Genomic DNA, 18,828 nt, shown 5'->3' with positions numbered 1-18,828 from the left:
TAGTAATTTTTTAGATGACGCGGGGTGGAGCAGCCCGGTAGCTCGTCGGGCTCATAACCCGAAGGCCGCAGGTTCAAATCCTGCCCCCGCAACCAATTATATTTATGAGGAACCGTGGTGTAGTTGGCCTAACATGCCTGCCTGTCACGCAGGAGATCGCGGGTTCGAATCCCGTCGGTTCCGCCATTTTTAATTCAATTATGGCTCGGTAGCTCAGTCGGTAGAGCAAAGGACTGAAAATCCTTGTGTCGGCGGTTCGATTCCGTTCCGAGCCACCATTGGTATTGTATGAACATTGTTTTGTAGGTGCGCCGTTGTAGCTCAACTGGTAGAGCAACTGACTTGTAATCAGTAGGTTGGGGGTTCAAGTCCTCTCGACGGCACCATTATGGAGGATTAGTGAAGTGGCTAAACACGGCAGACTGTAAATCTGCTCTCTACGAGTTCGGTGGTTCGAATCCATCATCCTCCACCATTTCTTTTATAGGGGCATAGTTTAAAGGTAGAACAAAGGTCTCCAAAACCTTTGGTGTGGGTTCAATTCCTGCTGCCCCTGCCAAAAGAAACATTTGACTTAATGTATGGCGGTCGTGGCGAAGTGGTTAACGCACCGGATTGTGGTTCCGGCATTCGTGGGTTCGAGACCCATCGGTCGCCCCATTTTATATCTAATCATTCGTATTATTGTTCTACAGTATCAAATTGTTAACATGGCGATCGTGGCGAAGTGGTTAACGCACCGGATTGTGGTTCCGGCATTCGAGGGTTCGAGACCCTTCGGTCGCCCCATTTAACTTAATTATTGTTGGGGATTAGCCAAGCGGTAAGGCAACGGACTTTGACTCCGTCACGCATAGGTTCAAATCCTATATCCCCAGCCATTATTTTGCGGACGTGGCTCAGCGGTAGAGCATCGCCTTGCCAAGGCGAGGGTCGCGGGTTCGATTCCCGTCGTCCGCTCCATTTTTTTTATTTGGCGCCATAGCCAAGTGGTAAGGCAAAGCTCTGCAAAAGCTTTATCCCCAGTTCAAATCTGGGTGGCGCCTCCATTATTCTCGCGGGAGTGGCGGAATCGGCAGACGCACAGGACTTAAAATCCTGCGATAGGTTACTATCATACCAGTTCAAGTCTGGTCTTCCGCACCATTTAGAATAATTACATTTGCGCCCTTAGCTCAGCTGGATAGAGCGTTTGACTACGAATCAAAAGGCCAGGAGTTCGAATCTCTTAGGGCGCACCATTCTTTATTAGTTTCATTGAGCCGATGTGGTGGAATTGGCAGACACGCCGCACTCAAAATGCGGTGCCGCAGGGCTTGCCGGTTCGAGTCCGGCCATCGGTATAGAGTGAAAAAAAGGCTTATAAGATCGCTTCTTTAGAAGTAATCTTATAAGCCTTTTTTTTGTTTTCTGTGATGCGGCGCTCCTATGTAAGAAGGTAATGAAATGATCTGTGAAGGAGTGTTGGTGTTTGCCTACAAGCTTGTTTATGTTCTCCGACTTCAGTTCAGGATTAGCCCCGTCTTAGGTCTAGGATAAAGAACCGTCTACGGTCTGTTTTGAAAAGGTTGAGTTTGACCTACAATAAGTACATAAGGAAAAGAGATGAAAGGCGGTGAGAATGGATGGATGTGAAAAGACGTAATGGTTTAGCAGCTGTACTAATTATTATTGGAGCGTTAATGCTTCTAGGAGTATTGGGACCATTGCTAGGAGGGTTGATCGGAATAGTATTCCCCGTTATTTTGATTGCACTTGGTTATTATGGTGTTAGCAGAGGGAAAGTACTAATAGGCTGGATTATATTAGTGATCGGTATTCTGTCATTGATTGCTAAGTTATCCTGGTTAATCGGACCCATTCTAGGTATTGCTATACTAGTATTTGGAATATCACTTCTCAAAAATAAGAGAAGAACTTACTAATTATTAAATAAGTCGTGTAGATGGCTTAAGGAGGGAGTATAAGGATATGAGTGTTTTTCGCCGAATGAGGGATATAACAGTAGCAACATTAAATGAACGTTTGGAACAGAGTCAGGACCCCGTTAAGTTAATTGATCAGTTCCTCATCGCTACACGGGACGATATTACAGAAGTAGAAAAGTTATTTCAACAAGTTGCCTCACATACGAAGCAATTGAAGCAGCAAGTAGATCAAGCAACCACGATGAGGGATAAACGTGAGGAACAGGCTCTCATGGCCCTAAGAGCGGGAGAAGATAATCTAGCTAAGCTGGCACTTCAAGAGAAAATTATCTATGAAGAAAAAATTGAGCAATATGGTGGGCTGTTCGAAGAGAGTAGATTGTCGCTTCGCGAACTAGAAAACCAAATGAATGATCTTAAGTTGGAATATCAATCCGTATATAGTAAACGTCAATATTATACTGCACGGATGGAAAATTTACGGATACAACAGCGAATGAATCAACGTATGGGTGAATTTGGAGGAAAAGACGTTCCGAAGATGTTTAATCGATTAGAAGACAATATCACGGATTGGGAATTAGAAGCACGGAGTTTACGTGAGCTGCGTCAGGCGGGTCAGCAATTCCTTGATCAAGCAAGTGTATCGGTATCAACGATTCTGGAACAAGAAATGGCTAAGCTGAAGCAGAAGCTGAAAAATAGCGGAAAGGAGTAACTTTATGAGTAAACTATATCGTTCATCGCGAAATAGAATGATCACAGGTTTATGTGGTGGACTATCGGAAACATGGGGCATTGATGCTACACTACTGAGGATCATTGTACTGATCAGTGTTTTCTTTACTGGAGGTACGGTACTATTCATATACTTCGTCGCATCATTAGTCATTCCGAAGGAGTATGTCCCACCATATAATCACTATGGAAATGGAAACCCAGGTCATGGAAATCATGGATATGGTGCAGGTGGACACAATAATGGTAGACCTTACAACAATAACGGTGGATCTTACAATAATAATGGTTCTGGTCCGGAATATAAGAACTCGAATTCAGGTGGATTCTCCACTCATGATTCCGATTTGGATGACATGATGAAAGATATCGAGAAGAAGGCTCTAAAAAAAGAAGTGGAAGAATTAAAAATAAAACTATCTAAGTACGAGAAGGGAGAAGTGTAACACATGGGAGTATTCAAAAGAATTAAAGATATGACAAAGGCGTCGGTAAATGAGGTATTGGATAAGGTAGAGGATCCAATTGTGATGTTGAACCAGTATTTGCGCGATATGGAGGCGGAAATTCACGAGGCTGAGGTTACAGTAGCTAAGCAAATGGCGAATGAACGTCGTATGAAGCAACGTGTAGAAGAAGCAGTGAAGATGGGTGGACAACGTGAAGCACAAGCGGAACTAGCATTGAAGAACGGACAGGAAGAAGTTGCACGTAAGTTGTTGGAGGAGAAGATCTATTTCGATCAGAAGCAGACTGAGTATGAAGGGTTACACCTTCAATCAGATATTCAAGCGAAAGAATTAGTACAACAGTTGCATGAGATGAAAGATGAATTTTATAAGATGCGTAATAAGCGTAATGAATTAGTATCACGTGCACAAATGGCTAAGGCTAAGAAGCAAATGTCTCAGGTGAGTAGTCTTCATACTATCGAAAGTGGAAGTGCATCACTTGGATTCCACCGCATGGAAGAGAAGATTATGCAACTAGAAGCTGAAGCTGATGTGATGCAAGTACCTTACCGTTCAGCACACTCAGAATTCACAAGTACAATAGATGCCGAGAAGAAGCTAAAAGTTGAAGAGCAATTAAAGGCCTTAAAAGGAAAGATAAATACTCCTGCGGTAACAAAGAATGAAAGTAAATAATAAGTATTCATCATAATGAATATTATGATATGCTATGTAGGGCGAAGCCATACAGTGTGTAATTCCGCACTGCTATGGCTTTTCCAACTCCACAACTTATAAAAATTACTAATAGAAGGAGGGCAACCATATGGATAAAAGAAAACGTATCATCGCCATTGTACTAATAGGCATTGGTTTACTCATGCTTTTTGGCAAATGGATTAGTTTCTTTACCATTATAGCCCTTCTGTTACTAATAATTGGTGTTTATAGAATTCATAATGGTGATACTAAAAAGGGCTATATTTTTCTAGGGATTGGTGCATGTCTGATTCTTCTAAATAACTTGATACTCGTCGTGGCAATTTGTTTAATCTCTCTTGGGTTATTCTATGGTAAATCAAAGAAAGTGCAGATGAAAGAGAACTTTTTACAAAAAACGAGCTTTATGTCTAACTTTGATTTGGATCAATCGCCATGGGTCATGAGAAGTATGAGTGTATGGCATGTGCTTGGTGAGAGTGATCTAGATATATCCCTCGCAATGCCGGAAGATAAAGAAACAGTGATGATGTTCCAAGGTGTAATGGGTGACATAGACCTAGATATACCGGATTATTACGGCGTAGAGATTGAGGCATTTGTTTTATTTGGATCGATTAATTTTGATGGGAAAAAGGATAGTGGCATGATGAATCGATTCACATGGAAATCAGCGAACTATATAGATAGTGATTATAAAGTAAAATTCATGGTGTCCTATATCGTTGGAGATTTAGATATAAGATTAACTTAAGGATAGGAGCGGTTCCTCTAGTGAAACCCAAGAAGCCTGTCAACATGTTGTCGAGAAGCATGGGAGAAGGAGCCCTTATTTCTTTTATCCTGCTTCTCAGTATTATTTATTTGCTGTATACATATGGATATTTGGCTCCTTTTGATACTTGGAGAGTAGGGTTGAAGACAGTTGCTACGTTAATTCTAGTTCCTACTGGACTTGGTGTGATAAGTGGTTTTTATCAAAGTTATCGTACGAAGCGTAAATTAGATATTTTACGTATAACATTACTTTCCTGGGAGAAGGGGAGTGTAGCTCGCTCTATGCCTGTGCTAGGACAAGATGAAGTAGGACGTCTAGGCGAGCAACTTGGACGCATAAGTAAGAAGTGGGAAGATCAAGTGACGACACTTCAACGGCTCTCTACACATAATGCAGAATTAGCAGAACAGGCAAGAGTATCTGCTATCGTGGAGGAGCGGCAGCGCTTAGCACGCGAATTACATGATGCGGTATCACAGCAGTTGTTTGCTATCTCAATGACCGCAACAGCAGTCGCAAGAACATTAGATAAAGATTTCGACAAGGCGAAGCGACAGGTGTCCTTAATTGAGGAAATGGCTGCTGTTGCTCAATCAGAGATGCGGGCGTTATTACTTCATCTACGTCCTGTATACCTAGAGGGAAAGCCGTTAGAACAAGGTTTAATAGAGCTTGTTAATGAATTTAAGGTTAAGGTTCCTATGGAGATCGTGTTTGAAATGGATAAGGGTATCCATTTAATGAAGGGTATTGAGAATCATTTGTTCCGAATTATTCAAGAAGCGATGTCCAATGCACTTCGTCATTCAAAGGCGAATAAGATGGAGATTCGTATTCATCTAAGACAGGATACCGTTCGACTTGTGATTCGTGATGATGGAGTCGGATTTGAATTGGATGATAAAAAACAGACATCATATGGACTATCTAATATGGAGGAGCGCGTAATGGAGATTGGTGGCTCGATTCAGTTTATTACGGCGTTAAATAAAGGGACACGAATTGAAATTACGATTCCAATTGTACCTGAAGAGATGGGGGAGGAGACACATGGAGAACGAATCACAGATTAAAGTATTGTTAGTGGACGATCATGAAATGGTGCGGATAGGTCTTGCTGCGGTATTAGGGACCGAAGAGGGAATAGAAGTAGTGGGGGAAGCTGGTAGTGGAGAAGAAGGGATTAGACTAGCTAGAGAGTATAATCCTGATGTGGTACTAATGGATCTCGTGATGGAAGGTATGGATGGCATCGAGACTACCCGCGAAATATTAAAGCTTTATCCCGAATGTAAAGTGATTGTGTTAACGAGTTACTTAGATGATGAGAAGATGTACCCGGTCATTGAGGCTGGTGCATTTAGTTATTTGCTGAAGACGTCACGGGCAGGTGAGATCGCAGAAGCGATCCGTGCGGCTGCACGAGGTCAGTCAGTTCTAGAATCTCAAGTTGCATCCAAAATGATGAATCGGTTGCGCCACCCTCAGAGTGAAGCCGCCCATAAAGAATTAACAGAGCGTGAGATGGATGTACTGCGCTTGATGGCAAAGGGCAAGTCGAATCAGGAAATTGCAGATGATCTTATTATAGGAATCAAAACGGTGAAATTCCATGTTACGAATATTTTGGCTAAGTTAAGTGTTGACGATCGTACTCAGGCTGCGATATACGCTTATAAGAATGGATTAGCAGAGTAGGTATAAAAGAATAGCAAAAAGGTTATCCTATTTAGTAGATTCATAGATTTAGAATCGAAAGGTAGGAGATCATATTGCATAATAAACGGGAAATTATAAAAGTTTTATTCTTAGTATTTAGTATAGGGATTATACTGATAGGACTAGGGCTAAATACAACTGTAGCTCAGAAGAGCAATAAAGAAGACAAAAGACTAGAAAGTTTGATTGAATGGGGAAACGAGTTAGTGGATACTCCCCTTAAAGTTGTCGTTAAATGGCAAGGTGAATGGCGTAATGAGGGAGAGAGGAGTACATTAGAAGTGGCTCGGCAGTTAGCGACCAACATGGAACTTTCGCTTCCTCAAGCTGTATCCAATACAGATCATGTAAGCTATAGATCACTCACATCGGTGAATGGTATTACAATCATTTTTCATTGGCAAGTTATATCCGAAGCGAAGAGCTACATGATTGTGACGTTAGAATCGCATGAACCAGCACAACAATTATCGCTATTGCGTTTACAAGATAGAATTCAAACACAGATCAATTTAATAAACATGGAAGCGGCATGGAATGCCTCAGTGCAGGGCAATGTAATAAAAGGACAATCCATTGCTGATACGATGGAGAAGGTAGAAACAAAACTACAATCTCATTTGGAATTTACTCAAGTCGAAAGTTATCAAGATGAAATGACGCTAAGTCATTCTTATCGAGCTCCAATGCTTAACTTTAATCTGGTTAGTGGAGATCACTATATGGATTTACAGACTGCGGTCCACTATGATGAAATATTAGGTGAGAATCGTATTACGATAGGTTTCCCTATTATTACGGTTGAGTTCTGAATGAATAATATTCATGAGATAAATTAATCGGAGTAACTTTGTCAGGAATAAGATAGCTTCCTAGCAAACAATATGGTAATATAATATCACATCATTTTAAGATTTCGACATAAAGTCTTAGGTGATATGATGCATAAAAATACACTATATTACATAGAAAGAATGAGGAGCCATGGCTGATAATATAAATCTTGAAGAATTGCAGAACCCTAATGCAGTATTTTTTATTTTTGGAGCAACTGGAGATTTAGCAAGAAGAAAGCTATTTCCTGCTATATATAGTTTGTATCGTGAAGGTAAATTAGCAGAAGACTTCGCTGTGATCGGTGTGGCACGTCGTCCACGTACACAGGAAGAATTCAGGGAAGATGTTTATAATTCCATTCAAGAATTCTGTCGTTATAAGACGGAAGATAATGAAGAATGGCATACATTCGCTCAGCATTTTGAATATAAATCGCTTGATATTAATGATGTCAATGGATTCCGTGAATTAAAAGAACAGACAGAGAAGATTGAAGAGCGTTATCATATTCCTGGTAATCGCATGTTTTATTTAGCATTAGCACCAGAGTTGTTCGGAAGTGTATCATCTAATTTAGAAAAGGGTGGTATGCTTACGGGTCCAGGCTGGAATCGTCTTGTGATAGAGAAGCCTTTTGGCTATGATTTGAAGTCAGCAGAAGAGTTAAATGAACAAATTCGTCAAGTATTTAAGGAAGAAGAGATTTATCGGATAGATCATTATTTGGGTAAGGAAATGGTACAGAATATTGAAGTTATCCGGTTTTCAAATGCGCTCTTCGAACCGCTTTGGAATAATATGCATATTGCTAACATCCAAATCACTTTAAGTGAAACCGTTGGAGTTGAGGAGCGTGGAGGCTATTATGACAACGCAGGAGCGATGAAGGATATGGGTCAGAACCATATGCTCCAGACGTTAGCCATGATTGCTATGGAGCCACCAAGTCGCTTGTTGGCAGAAGATATCCGGGATGAGAAAGTGAAAGTACTTCGTTCGCTTCGACCTTATCTCACTGCTGAAGAAGTTGAACAGAATGTAATACGTGGACAATATGTACAAGGAAGTGCAGGAGGACAAGAGCTACCTGCTTACCGAGATGAAGACAAGATAGATCCCAACTCTAATACCGAGACATATTTCGCTACTCGTTTGTTCGTAGATAATTTCCGTTGGGCAGGCGTTCCATTCTATATTCGTACAGGGAAAAGGCTACCAGTGAAGACAACTGAAATTGTAGTTGAATTCCGTAGTATGCCAACGAATGTATATTTAGGTCAGAAGCATAAGCTTGAACCTAACCTGTTGGTTATTAGAGTTAATCCAATGGAAGGAATCTATGTGAAGATCAATGCGAAGAAGCCTGGATCTGAGACGGATATTCAACCGGTAGCGATGGATTTCTGCCAAAGCTGTATGGTTGGCATCAATTCTCCAGAGGCTTATGAACGTCTTCTACATGACGCAGCACGTGGTGAATCGACTTATTTCACTCGTTGGGATGAAGTGGCATCTGCGTGGTCATTTATTGACCGAATTGCTGAAGCGTGGGCAGAAGAACCGAATAAGCTTACGACTTATCCAGCGGGCTCATGGGGACCTCAAGAAGCAGATGAGCTTCTGGCAAGAGACGGATTTCATTGGTGGCCTGTTAACGGCCAAGATGAAGATAACGTCGTTTGGCAAAAGTATAATTAATGATTCTTGAAAATATTCATCCTCATGCAGGGTTGCATGAGGATGATTTGCGTGTAAAATGTGGTACAATAATAGACATGACTTTAGATATGAAGGGAAATGTGAAATGAGCGAAGCAACAAACTCAACTTTGCAGAAGGAAGTGGATAAGCGTAGAACTTTTGCGATTATTTCCCACCCAGATGCTGGGAAAACAACTTTAACTGAGAAATTACTCCTATTTGGAGGTGCTATTCGTCTAGCCGGTACTGTAAAATCCCGTAAAGCGAATAAACATGCTACGAGTGACTGGATGGAGATTGAGAAGCAACGGGGTATTTCCGTAACTTCATCCGTGATGCAATTTGATTATAACGGTCATCGGGTTAATATTCTGGATACACCTGGTCACCAAGATTTCAGTGAGGATACTTATCGAACCTTAACAGCAGCAGATAGCGCAGTAATGTTGATTGACGTCGCTAAAGGGGTAGAGAAACAGACAGTCAAGCTGTTTCAAGTATGTGCGCAAAGGGGCATCCCAATCTTTACGTTCATAAATAAATTGGATCGTGAAGGGCGTAGCCCATTTGACCTTATGGAAGAACTGGAACAAGTACTTGGGATTCGTTCGATTCCTATGAACTGGCCGATTGGTACAGGCCGTGATTTATGTGGTGTGTATGATCGGATGAAGAATCAAGTAGAGCTATTTCAAGGATCTGACCATTCTGTCATTAAAGTTCAGAAGGTAACGGGTTATCGAGATCCGATCATTCGTGAGATGGCGGGAGAGTACCTACATGATCAGCTTTGTCAGGATTTGGAGCTACTTGACGTAGCAGGAGATCCATTTGATCTTGAGAAGGTGAATAGTGGGGAATTGACACCATTATTTTTCGGGAGTGCGATTAATAACTTCGGAGTGCAAACATTCTTAGAGAACTTCTTGGAGCTTGCTCCTAAGCCTGAGTCTCGTCAAAGTGCTGGTGGTCTTGTACAACCGACAAATGAGAAATTCTCTGGTTATGTGTTCAAAATTCAGGCCAATATGAATCCTGCACATCGAGATAGAATTGCCTTCCTACGTATCGTCTCGGGCACATTCCAGCGTGGAATGAGTGTGAAACATATTCGTGTAGGCAAAGACATTAAACTATCGCAGCCACAACAGTTTCTTGCTCAAGATCGGGATATTGTAGAGGAAGCATACCCAGGAGATATTATCGGGCTATTTGATCCGGGGATATTTCGGATTGGTGACTCTTTAAGTCAGGATAGTGATATGGTATTTGAAGAGATGCCAACATTCTCACCTGAAATATTTGCGAAGGTAACAGTTAAGAATGCACTTAAACACAAGCCATACCAGAAGGGAATCGACCAGCTAACGGAAGAAGGGACGATTCAAGTGTTCAAAACCGTGAGCTTTGACGATACGATCTTAGGCGTTGTTGGTCAACTTCAATTCGAAGTGTTTGAATACCGTATGAAGGGCGAGTATGGCGTCGATGTTCAACTTCAACGGATGCAATATCAATTCGCAAGATGGATTATTGACGATAATATTGACTCAAGTAAATTTCGAATTAACTCAACGCTAGTACGCGACAAAAAAGGTAACTACGTTGTACTATTTGAGAATGAATATGCGATGAGAACGGCGATGGAGAAAAATCCTAATGCTAAGTTTCTAGAAATGGCACCATAAAGTAATGAATTAAAATCCCTCTAGCCTAGTATCGGTTAGAGGGGTTTTGTGAATCATCCTGAATTATGGAATCTAGATTTAAGCTTGAACTCTTTTAGAGCAGAGGTGTCGGTGTAACCGTTTGAAGATGCTTTTGTGCGACTTGAATGAGTTCATTCTGTTGAGCTGGTTCAATGTTCTTCCATATCATTTCGAATATAGCTCCTAGCCCTGGTAAAGCTGCTTCAGGCCCATCAACTGAACCTTCAATCATCTCGCGTAGCTCGGCATCATTCTTGTCGTGAACCTTGTGTATAATCGCTTGACGCAAGTCGAGTACTATTGGCATGTTATTCCCCCCTTATTATAATCATCAATTAATATTCCCCTTTTGTTCCGCTGAAATTCAAGTTTGGATACCGATGTGTTATAATCATTGAATATATTTGAACAATTCGGAGGTTGGGCAATGGCAAAAAGACAGTATGCCATCATTGGGATGGGGAGATTTGGTTCAAGTGTCGCAACTGCGCTTACAGATATGGGCTACGATGTTCTCGTGATTGATTCCAACGAGCAAAGAATCCAAGAGATATCCAATATTGTTACCCATGCGGTTTCTGCTAATTCAACGGATGAAGATGCATTGCGTGCACTCGGTATTAGAAATTTCGAAGTCGTTGTTGTCGCTATTGGACAAGATATACAATCCAGTATTCTAACGACATTAATATTAAAGGATATGGGTATACCTACTCTTATTGTGAAAGCTCAGAATGAACTCCATGGGAAAGTGTTGCAAAAGATTGGTGCGGATAAAGTGATATTTCCTGAGCGGGATATGGGACTACGGGTTGCCCATCATTTGACGTCACCTAATATTCTAGATTATATTGAGCTATCTGATGATTATAGTATTGTGGAAATGAAAACATCTAGTCTAATGATTGGTAAGAACCTTAAGGAGCTAGAACTAAGAGCGCGCTTTGGATGTAACGTCATGGCGATTAAGACAGGAACGAAGATGAATATCTCTCCAAATGCGAATGAGCTGTTGGATGAAGAAGATGTTCTCGTTATTTTGGGACAGAAAGATGATTTGAATAAACTAGAGCAGGCATTTGCTAAATAATGATTGGCATAGGATAAGGATGGGATTAAGATGGATATTACATCCCTAAACAATGTGCGAGTGAAAGAATGGGCGCAGTTGTTAGAGAAGAAGCATCGGGATCGAAGTAATAGATTTGTTGTGGAAGGCGTTCATTTAGTTCAGGAAGCTTTGCAGTCTGAAGCGGATATAGAGTGTATTGTTTATGATATGGCTAAGGGAATTCCAGCGGAATTGAAGTATATAAGTTCGAGTGCTATAGAATGGATCGCTGTATCTGCAGCAGTTATTAGTAAATGTACCGATACGGTTACTCCCCAGCCGATATTTGCAGTTATTCGCAAACGCCCGGTTAATCTGGAACAGTTACTTTCCATTAAGAATAGTCTAGTGATGGTCTTAGATGGTGTGCAAGACCCAGGTAATGTTGGGACGATCATCCGGAGTGCGGATGCAGCAGGCGCAGATGGTGTAATTGTAGGTCATGGGTGTGCAGATCCGTTCAATCCCAAGACGATCCGATCAACGATGGGATCGTTCTTTCATCTGCCTGTGGTAGAGGGCAATTTACTCGACATACTGCCACGAGCTAAGCAGAGTGGAGCTCGATTGGTTAGTACCAGCCTACAGGCATCGTGTACATGCTACGAATATAACTTCTCTGCCTCCACATGGTTACTTGTTGGCAACGAAGCACAAGGGGTGTCTGAGCGCGTACAGCAGTTAGTGGATGACTCATTAATTATTCCGATGCGTGGGCAAGCAGAGTCTCTGAACGTGGGTATGGCGTCATCAATATTGATGTTTGAGGCGATGAGACAGAGGCATTATGCGCAGTAATTATTTGGTTCTGATGATTATGACATCATTTGAGACAGTGGATGGGGAATCCTTGATTTAACAAGGATTTTCTAGTTCTTCTGCTCAATTGTAAACAAGGATCAACTGAATTGTGAAAACTTTCACAAAATTTGTTTGATTGCTATCATAGCATTTTGTAGCACTATATAATGACACATAAAGGAGCAATAAACAATGAGAATTGGTGAGTTTTCCAAAAGGAATAATATTACTCAAGATACGATTCGCCATTATATAGACATGGGATTACTAGTTATTGAAAAGCATGGTTGTCAGTATAAATTTAGTGATGAGGACAGTCGAGATATTAAAGAAATAGTTCTGCTAAAGCAATTAGATTTTTCGCTAACTGAAATTCAGGAAATACTATGTTTCAATCGACTTGAAGGTGACAAGACAGATGAATACAGAACATTTTACTTATCGTTATTGGAAAGAAAAAAGAACTATATTATGAAAGAACAGCAAAAGTTCCAAAGTATCGAATCCTTATTAAGTGACAGAATAAATAAGTTGAAAGTGGAAGGAATATGTAAAAAGAAAAGCTTGGGATTTCCGATATCCTCAATAGCTATATTACGTTGTCCTTATTGTATAGCAACATTAGATATCAGCGATGGTTCAATTGAAAGGAATATGATATTAGAAGCTGTTATTCAATGTGAATGTGGTTACTCTGCAGTTATTGAAGATGGAATATACCTAGATAAAAGGGTAGTGAGTAGTAAGAAGGAAATACCAACAAAGATAGAATTTTTGGAAGCGACTTCACCTAAATATATTAATTTTATGTACAATGGAACAACTACATTAATGGACTACATACAAAATCACGGAAATAAACCTAAATATATTTTGGAGTTAGACCATTGTGTTGGAAGATTTCTAATGCAATATATTAATTGTTTACCCAAGAATTGCACTTATATTGTTATTTGTCAGGACAAAGAGAGGATAGCTAATACGAAAAGAAACTTAACGCTACAGCATGATCATAATAACTTTATTTTTTTCTGCTGTGAAATAGATCAATTACCGATTGCCAATTCCTCGGTGGATATCATCATCGATCATGGGATGAGCAAAGCCTATGCCAAAACAACGAATAGATTTCTGCTAGATATCGTATCCCCTTTTCTAAAACAAGAGGGTCTTCTCACAGGAGCATATCCTCATCTTGGGACTAAATGTAAGGATTTTATGAATATCCCGTTTGAATTAAGAGATTATTACTGTAGAAATAAAATGCTAGAGAAATTGGGGAATTTAGATTTTATACAATTAGATGTGGCAGATATAGGTCCTGTTATTGAAAAAAGCCAATATATTGAGCTTAAGGATAAGGAGCAATATCTGACTCTTTATGTTGGAAAGAAAAAAGGAAATGTTGAGGTCATTTGCCCTGAAGCTCAGGATGAGATGGAACTAAAGAAAAATATGATTTCATAAAACGTTGGGTCAACCCCATAGTTTAAATTTTTCTATGCTTTCACACGTGCAAAATTTCACAAAGTTTACTTGACGTGGTGACGACCCCACAATATAAGATGTTAATTATATTTATAAGATTGTATACATCAAGGGGGAAAAATAATGAAATTAGGTTGGAAAAGGGTAAGTTTGTTGCTGTTGGTACTTGTATTGATGTTAAGTATAGTTGCTTGCTCGAAATCTGAATCTGCTTCAGATGATAACTCAAATTCGAATGCAACTTCGACTTCTGCTATTTATAAAGCAGGTACTTACACAGCAACGGCCACTGGTAATAATGGTGATGTAACCGTTGAAGTTGTGTTTGATGAACAATCGATTGTTTCAGTAGTAGTAAAGGAACAAAGTGAAACTCAAGGTCTTAGCGATACGCCATTCGAACGTATACCTCAGCAAATTGTTGAGGGACAGACATTGGCTGTTGATGCTGTATCAGGTGCAACCAATACATCGGAGGCGATTATTGCTGCAGTTGAGGATTGTGTCAAGCAAGCGGGTGGAGATGTAGATACGCTCAAGGTTGTAGCTACCATCGAAGATAAGTCACAAGAAGCAGTGGAACTAACAACTGATGTGGTTATTATTGGTGGAGGAGGTGCTGGTCTTGCAGCTGCTGGATCAGCCTTTGAAAATGGAGCTAAAGTTATTGTATTAGAAAAGTTGGCAACTTTAGGTGGTTCTACGGGTCTATCTGGTGGAGGTATTTCTGCAACGGGTACTCGTTATCAAAAGGAGTTAGGTGTTGAGGATACACCAGAGTCATGGACAGAGTTGTGGAAAGAGCGTCAAAGTACAAGTAATCCGGACAGTAAATATCCAGATTATGATCGCGTAGAGACATTTATGGATGAGGCAGTAGTTACAACACATTGGTTAGTTGACAATATGAATCATCAATATAAAAATGTAGAAGGTTATGGTTTGGATCCTGTAGCCCGTATTCATTTCCCTGAAGCAGGTGGAGCTTCATTAATTGCAAACATGGAAAAAGCTCTTAATGACAAAGGGATCGACATTCTTACAGAGACCAAAGCAACGGAATTAATTACGAATGATAAAGGTGATGTAATTGGTGTTATAGCTGAGAATACTGAAGGAAAGCTGATCGTTCATGCGAAAAAAGTCATTATAGCTTCCGGCGGTTTTGCTAAGAGTGAGGAACTGATGGAGCGTTTCTTACCGCAATTCGTTGAGGATATAGGTATAAGCGCAGCTGCAGCAGGCAGTACAGGTGATGGGATTGTCATGGCAGAGAAATTAGGTGCAGCATTATATGAAGATCCATGGGTTATCGGTTTAGGTATGGGAAGTCTTGTTCCTGAATTACGTGGTATTGAATGGGATACAACGAAAGTATTAGTGAATGAAAAAGGCGAACGCTTTATGAATGAAAATAGCCATTATGCTATTGTAACCAATAAAGTTGCTGTCAACGAACAAGTGTGGATGGTTATCGATTCAAGCGAAGCAAATTCGAAACTGATTAGCGCTATTGAAGGACAACTTCCAAATGATGAAATCGCTGTTGGAATTACAATGGCAGAATTAGCGATTACTATGCAAGTACCTGAAGAAGCCCTTGTAAAAACTATGGATACTTTCAACGCTGGAGTAGTTTCAGGGAAAGATGTTTTTGAGAAAGAAGCAAAGACGCTTGTATCCGTGGATAAAGGACCGTTCTACGCCTTTAAGTACTATCCTAAGACAATGGGTACTTTTGGTGGAGTGAAAGTTGACGAAGATTATCGTGTTGTAAAAGAAGATGGTTCCATCATTAACAATCTTTATGCGGGTGGAGAAGCAGCAAATCGTTATCTTTACAACCAAGTCTACATGTCAGGTAGTGCTGTTCAATATGCGCTAACTAGCGGCCGCTTAAGCGGAGAACATGCGGCAAAGGCAGTTGCAGAAGGAAAATGAATCATTCTCGATGAATAGAAGTCATTAAATATAAACAATAAGGCAAAGAACATTCATTAAGCAAATGGCTTGATGCAATGTTCTTTGCTGTTTACCCTATCTTATATGCTAATGATTCAAAGGTTTATCTAGCGGGTATAAAACTACGGACTTTATGTAGCGTTAGTGATGTTGCTATATGACCGAAAGTTGAAGGTGTCTGTTGTCCAGATTTTGATGGGAATGGTGACCGCCAGAGCGTTTAAATTAGGGAATTGGTTTAGCTACAACGTCCACTTCCCCTGTACTCATATTTCAATCAGATATGTATCTTTCTTTCTTTCGAAAATAAAATTGTGTTTTACCTGGAATAACATACCAATCCCAGTCCCAGTCCAACCCCAGCCGACAAGGTATCCCTCGTTCGTAAATCCGCATATCGTCCATTCCTCGCTACGAGGCGCTTGACCATGGGATCATCAATATACGATGCGTACCATAGATGAGACTTTGCGTTGATCAATCGAGCAGAATCAATTGAATGACGTTAGACTTCATCCATAGCAGCGTCCGATAAAACTGCTTGATCTGCACCTGCATAATTCATATGCTGGATCATATAAGCACCTACCTGAGCACGATCGTAATGTGTCAGTTCGCACTTCAGATCAATGCGCTGTCGAATGGCAGATAAACATCTCACAGCGTGTACACTAGAACAGAGAAACCAACGTCTCCATCTCATGATGACTCAAGTGACAATGCTCACAGTAAGGCATACGAATAATGAGCGTTGGTCTATCACGACAGCTCGTATATCAAACTCTTTTTCGGCTCCCATCACAGTAAGGACAGAGGGCTTTCTCTGCACACCTAACAAAAAAACACCCGTATCCTCTATAGTTGAAAGTACGACCAAACAACAATCTCAAATGATGTTATCCCCCACATTGGTATTATGTTCATATCCAGCTTTTCATGTTCGTGATTTTGCTTGCGGACAATAACTCTTCTTCAAGGCCATCGATTATTTTGTTTTAGATGCTCTTGTCATCCGTTGCTTTCTGGCTATTAGAGTAGAGATGAAAAGATACCCTCCTGATATCTTTGATTATTTGGCCACTTCGTTTTTTCACTTCTTTATAATTCCAATTCATCATAAATGAATGGTAATACAGATTGTACTTTCTTCAATACGTTGGGTGAAAAGTTAGGTGTCGTAGTGGATTGAAGCAATGTTTTTCCGATAAGTATAAGCAGATTCTGTCCATTGCTTACTATCTAATCATGGATCGCCGATTCTACAGCGAAGGGAACATCAACGCCTTGTACCAGAATCATCTTAAGTTTCTCATTGGTGTCAAAGTACGCTGAAAATTGTACAAACTGAACTGACTCATGCCAGAACCTTCATTCAAAATTGGGAGAACTTCCATCCTGGTTATAATCTTTATGCCCATTCATTCATGATCACTTGGAAGTATACCCAAGAGCGTCTCTATAAAGGGACGTGCTGGAGGGAGAATGCCGCGCTTATCTTCACCTCTATTTTAATAAAGAGAAGGAGACAGAGAATGCTTTTAAACTCAATCGGTTACTTATCAAGCTAAAGGACGAACTGGAAAATGGAAAACGTGATCCCGCGCATGAAAAACAATATAACAAGTACTTTGAAGTGAAATCAACGCCTAAACGTGGGACAACCATTTATCTTAAACAGGAAGCCATTAATGAGGCAGTGGAAAATAATAGTTGCTTTGTCCTGCTCAGTAATGAAATCAAGGATCCGATTGAAGCACTTGAAATATACCGGAACAAGGATATCATTGAAAAGGCGTTTGGTAACTTAAAAGAACGCTTAAACTTCCGTCGGATGGAAGTATCGTCGGAAATAAGCCTAGATGAGTTTGACATTATCGAATGCTACGAGCAACCCGGGCTCAGTTTGCGATTAGGCGAAATGACCAAGCGTCAGATGGATTTATATAATGCGTTGGAGGTTGTACCACCAACCTCGTTATAACTTTGGCGGGGATTCAGGTTATTTGGATAAGCCCAGACGAGTATAAATTTCTTATTCAGCTATCCTACCGCAGATTCCGAAGAGATGATTACTCCTCTTTCATATTTTTTGATGCCGAATTCTTTTTATTACAATAGAATCACCCTGTGTAGCCGTTAATGTTCCGTACATAACAATTCTATATGATCGCGTTTCATGTTCCAAAAAAGTAGTATCGTTTTTTTCATTAAACCTTAGTCTTCTACATAAACGAATGTTGTAGTACTAACGTCTTTCCATAAGTGAGGTAAATATTGCTGATGTTGAGGTTTTATCGTTAAGTTAACAAAGGTGACTAGGTCGACTTTAGATGTATACTTAAAGCTACCGATGATCACACCATATTGACCAGCAATGTTAATATCCAGAACACTATTTTCCAGTTGTTCTGACGATAGTGTTTCAGCGGCTAAAGCCTTAGCCATGCTGAATTGAGCAATCGTTAACAATAAGACAATTATAACCAATACAGCTATTATCCTTCTCATGACGTTTGTTCCTAAAATGTTTGCTTTGTTTATATTACCATCTCTTGTTTTAAAACTAAACTTCTGTAAGTTATCACTCGATATGGTAATATAACTATAAAAAGGAGATGTATGTGGGTTGAGATATTGTGGAGGTCGCGCAATCTCTATAAGAGGGGTTTCGAGTAAAGATTGGTTGAGGGATAAAATGATTAAAAGAGAATTTCGATCCATACCTATAAATCTATAAACGACCTGTCCATTTATGGGTAACAACCATAGTGGTCAAGTAGAGTATTTTTAATAAGAAAATATCTGCAGACAGAAATATAAAGATTCATCAGATTCGCAACTCTACTCGATCTGTTTACTACAAAGATTTGAAGAAAGTAACTACT

Annotated in this window: 17 protein-coding genes, 14 tRNA genes and 1 pseudogene; 29 read left to right on the top strand and 3 right to left on the bottom strand. The window is 40.2% G+C overall.

What is annotated here, in order from left to right; all coding sequences use genetic code 11:
• Positions 1-18: 18 nt before the first annotated feature.
• The 24 genes from AC1TO9_RS23370 (at position 19) to AC1TO9_RS23255 (ending at position 10,560) form a co-directional block, all read left to right on the top strand.
• Positions 19-95, top strand: a tRNA-Met gene (locus AC1TO9_RS23370).
• Between the two features lie 13 nt (positions 96-108).
• Positions 109-186, top strand: a tRNA-Asp gene (locus AC1TO9_RS23365).
• A 16-nt stretch (positions 187-202) separates the two neighbouring features.
• Positions 203-278 (top strand) — tRNA-Phe (locus tag AC1TO9_RS23360).
• 32 nt (positions 279-310) lie between these two features.
• Positions 311-386 (top strand) — tRNA-Thr (locus AC1TO9_RS23355).
• A 4-nt stretch (positions 387-390) separates the two neighbouring features.
• Positions 391-475 (top strand) — tRNA-Tyr (locus AC1TO9_RS23350).
• Positions 476-485: 10 nt separating this feature from the next.
• Positions 486-559 (top strand) — tRNA-Trp (locus tag AC1TO9_RS23345).
• 25 nt (positions 560-584) lie between these two features.
• Positions 585-660: transfer RNA gene (locus tag AC1TO9_RS23340), tRNA-His, on the top strand.
• 53 nt (positions 661-713) lie between these two features.
• A tRNA-His gene (locus AC1TO9_RS23335) sits at positions 714-789 on the top strand.
• A 17-nt stretch (positions 790-806) separates the two neighbouring features.
• Positions 807-881, top strand: a tRNA-Gln gene (locus tag AC1TO9_RS23330).
• A 7-nt stretch (positions 882-888) separates the two neighbouring features.
• Positions 889-963: transfer RNA gene (locus AC1TO9_RS23325), tRNA-Gly, on the top strand.
• A gap of 12 nt (positions 964-975) precedes the next feature.
• A tRNA-Cys gene (locus AC1TO9_RS23320) sits at positions 976-1,049 on the top strand.
• An 8-nt stretch (positions 1,050-1,057) separates the two neighbouring features.
• Positions 1,058-1,146: transfer RNA gene (locus tag AC1TO9_RS23315), tRNA-Leu, on the top strand.
• Between the two features lie 18 nt (positions 1,147-1,164).
• Positions 1,165-1,241 (top strand) — tRNA-Arg (locus AC1TO9_RS23310).
• A gap of 20 nt (positions 1,242-1,261) precedes the next feature.
• Positions 1,262-1,343 (top strand) — tRNA-Leu (locus AC1TO9_RS23305).
• A gap of 282 nt (positions 1,344-1,625) precedes the next feature.
• A complete protein-coding gene (locus AC1TO9_RS23300; protein ID WP_482057604.1) occupies positions 1,626-1,925 on the top strand; it encodes a LiaF transmembrane domain-containing protein in 300 nt (99 codons plus the stop codon).
• A gap of 46 nt (positions 1,926-1,971) precedes the next feature.
• Positions 1,972-2,646 carry a PspA/IM30 family protein gene (locus AC1TO9_RS23295; protein ID WP_482057603.1) on the top strand — a complete coding sequence of 225 codons (675 nt, stop codon included), beginning with the start codon at positions 1,972-1,974 and terminating at the stop codon, positions 2,644-2,646.
• Between the two features lie 4 nt (positions 2,647-2,650).
• Positions 2,651-3,112, top strand: coding sequence for a PspC domain-containing protein (locus AC1TO9_RS23290; RefSeq protein WP_482060661.1), 462 nt, complete (start codon positions 2,651-2,653; stop codon positions 3,110-3,112).
• A 3-nt stretch (positions 3,113-3,115) separates the two neighbouring features.
• A complete protein-coding gene (locus tag AC1TO9_RS23285) occupies positions 3,116-3,814 on the top strand; it encodes a PspA/IM30 family protein (RefSeq protein ID WP_482060660.1) in 699 nt (232 codons plus the stop codon).
• Between the two features lie 130 nt (positions 3,815-3,944).
• Complete coding sequence (gene liaF / locus AC1TO9_RS23280; RefSeq protein ID WP_482057600.1) at positions 3,945-4,592, top strand: cell wall-active antibiotics response protein LiaF; 648 nt, start codon at positions 3,945-3,947, stop codon at positions 4,590-4,592.
• Between the two features lie 20 nt (positions 4,593-4,612).
• A complete protein-coding gene (locus AC1TO9_RS23275) occupies positions 4,613-5,689 on the top strand; it encodes a sensor histidine kinase (RefSeq protein WP_482060659.1) in 1,077 nt (358 codons plus the stop codon).
• A complete protein-coding gene (locus AC1TO9_RS23270) occupies positions 5,667-6,314 on the top strand; it encodes a response regulator (protein WP_482057598.1) in 648 nt (215 codons plus the stop codon). Before AC1TO9_RS23275 ends, AC1TO9_RS23270 begins: the two co-directional genes overlap by 23 nt.
• A gap of 74 nt (positions 6,315-6,388) precedes the next feature.
• Positions 6,389-7,147 carry a YwmB family TATA-box binding protein gene (locus AC1TO9_RS23265; protein WP_482060658.1) on the top strand — a complete coding sequence of 253 codons (759 nt, stop codon included), beginning with the start codon at positions 6,389-6,391 and terminating at the stop codon, positions 7,145-7,147.
• Positions 7,148-7,319: 172 nt separating this feature from the next.
• On the top strand, positions 7,320-8,870 hold the full coding sequence (gene zwf / locus AC1TO9_RS23260) for a glucose-6-phosphate dehydrogenase (RefSeq protein ID WP_482060657.1): 1,551 nt from the start codon (positions 7,320-7,322) through the stop codon (positions 8,868-8,870).
• A gap of 106 nt (positions 8,871-8,976) precedes the next feature.
• Complete coding sequence (locus tag AC1TO9_RS23255) at positions 8,977-10,560, top strand: peptide chain release factor 3 (protein WP_482057595.1); 1,584 nt, start codon at positions 8,977-8,979, stop codon at positions 10,558-10,560.
• A 94-nt stretch (positions 10,561-10,654) separates the two neighbouring features.
• Here the strand turns inward: AC1TO9_RS23255 and AC1TO9_RS23250 are convergent, their stop codons facing one another.
• Complete coding sequence (locus AC1TO9_RS23250; protein WP_482057594.1) at positions 10,655-10,888, bottom strand: small acid-soluble spore protein SspI; 234 nt, start codon at positions 10,886-10,888, stop codon at positions 10,655-10,657.
• A 120-nt stretch (positions 10,889-11,008) separates the two neighbouring features.
• On the opposite strand from AC1TO9_RS23250, the gene AC1TO9_RS23245 reads away from it, so the two are divergent.
• The 4 genes from AC1TO9_RS23245 to AC1TO9_RS23230 all read left to right on the top strand — a co-directional run bounded on the left by AC1TO9_RS23245 (position 11,009) and on the right by AC1TO9_RS23230 (position 15,922).
• Positions 11,009-11,671 carry a potassium channel family protein gene (locus AC1TO9_RS23245; protein WP_482057593.1) on the top strand — a complete coding sequence of 221 codons (663 nt, stop codon included), beginning with the start codon at positions 11,009-11,011 and terminating at the stop codon, positions 11,669-11,671.
• Positions 11,672-11,701: 30 nt separating this feature from the next.
• Positions 11,702-12,490 (top strand): TrmH family RNA methyltransferase, encoded by a 789-nt coding sequence (locus AC1TO9_RS23240; protein ID WP_482060656.1) that lies wholly within the window; start codon positions 11,702-11,704, stop codon positions 12,488-12,490.
• A gap of 195 nt (positions 12,491-12,685) precedes the next feature.
• The gene (locus tag AC1TO9_RS23235; RefSeq protein WP_482057591.1) at positions 12,686-13,960 is read left to right on the top strand and encodes a MerR family transcriptional regulator; all 1,275 of its coding nucleotides are present in this window, start codon (positions 12,686-12,688) and stop codon (positions 13,958-13,960) included.
• Positions 13,961-14,104: 144 nt separating this feature from the next.
• Positions 14,105-15,922, top strand: a complete 1,818-nt coding sequence (locus AC1TO9_RS23230; RefSeq protein WP_482060655.1) for an FAD-dependent oxidoreductase — start codon at positions 14,105-14,107, stop codon at positions 15,920-15,922.
• A 526-nt stretch (positions 15,923-16,448) separates the two neighbouring features.
• Here AC1TO9_RS23230 and AC1TO9_RS23225 read toward each other — a convergent pair.
• Positions 16,449-16,604 carry a hypothetical protein gene (locus AC1TO9_RS23225; RefSeq protein ID WP_482060654.1) on the bottom strand — a complete coding sequence of 52 codons (156 nt, stop codon included), beginning with the start codon at positions 16,602-16,604 and terminating at the stop codon, positions 16,449-16,451.
• A gap of 578 nt (positions 16,605-17,182) precedes the next feature.
• Here AC1TO9_RS23225 and AC1TO9_RS23220 point away from each other — a divergent pair.
• Positions 17,183-17,924, top strand: a pseudogene (locus AC1TO9_RS23220) (IS1634 family transposase); the annotation flags it as partial.
• Positions 17,925-18,157: 233 nt separating this feature from the next.
• Here AC1TO9_RS23220 and AC1TO9_RS23215 read toward each other — a convergent pair.
• Positions 18,158-18,451, bottom strand: a complete 294-nt coding sequence (locus tag AC1TO9_RS23215; protein WP_482060653.1) for a hypothetical protein — start codon at positions 18,449-18,451, stop codon at positions 18,158-18,160.
• Positions 18,452-18,828: the final 377 nt, after the last annotated feature.

Source organism: Paenibacillus sp. Y916, from assembly GCF_056786435.1.
Note: the sequence above shows the minus strand (reverse complement) of the source record. Positions and strands in the feature narration are given on the sequence as shown.